Raw genomic sequence first — 909 nt, forward strand, 5'->3', positions numbered from 1 at the left:
GATTTTCAAACCATGCTGCATCTATAATAAGGTACGGTGTTTTATCATAAATTACTCTCGTAAAATGTCCACCTTGTGGTTGGCTATATAGATTAATACCCCCATTATTTGGATATTTATTTACAGCAATTCCAAGACCTACTGGTTGTATCGGTTTATCAGTATTGTTGCCACTGTCACCTTTCCCCAAATAATCTAGTGGATTCACAGCATTACTCTTACTAGCATCCCAGCGCCCTTTATGCAATTCAAAATGTAAGTGTTGGCCACTAGACTCCCCTGTGTTCCCCATAACCCCAATAGTTTGTCCTTGTGTAACATAATCGCCTACTTTTACTGTTCGAGAACCACTACGCATATGAGCGTATACAGTTTCCCATGTAACTCCATCAATAGTATGCACAATCATAATACATTCACCATAACTAGATGAAAGATAAGAACGACTAACCTGCCCGCTAGCTGCTGCATAAATCGGATGATAGCCCGCTTCAGCAAGGTCTACCCCATGATGATCTGGTCTACTACCTCTAAAACCACTTGTTACTCTTGTTGTATCTGTAGGATAAATAAATTTTGCCATATTAGTCTTCCTTTCTATTTTTACACAATATAAAAAAGGTGCTTGAATGAGCACCTTCATTCACTGTCTATATTTATTATTTTTTGGATGTATTTTAGTTTTTCAAATCTTAAGATTAACCGAACGAAAAGCTCCCCGTTATTATCTAACATCAAAATGTTCTTCTTTTACCCATGCATTATTTCCAATACCCAGGTAACCATCTTTTCGTCCTAAAAGTCTATATGGAACAGACCCATCTACAAAACCTGTATAATTTCCGTTAGGACCATCATACGTGTTAATACCGCCACCTGGTGGATATTTTGAATAAGCACTGAACCATT

1 protein-coding gene and 1 pseudogene are annotated in these 909 nt (G+C 37.4%); both read right to left on the bottom strand.

Translation table 11 applies throughout. The features are described 5' to 3' along the window. Positions 1 to 583, bottom strand: a 583-nt coding sequence (locus ACTJJY_RS31895; protein WP_440607447.1) for a M23 family metallopeptidase, incomplete at its 3' end; no start/stop codon positions are given. Positions 584 to 724: 141 nt separating this feature from the next. Further along, positions 725 to 909 (bottom strand): annotated as a pseudogene (locus tag ACTJJY_RS31900) (M23 family metallopeptidase); the annotation flags it as partial.

Origin of the sequence: Bacillus sp. 22475, assembly GCF_052044835.1 — a bacterium.
Lineage (GTDB): Bacteria > Bacillota > Bacilli > Bacillales > Bacillaceae_G > Bacillus_A > Bacillus_A cereus.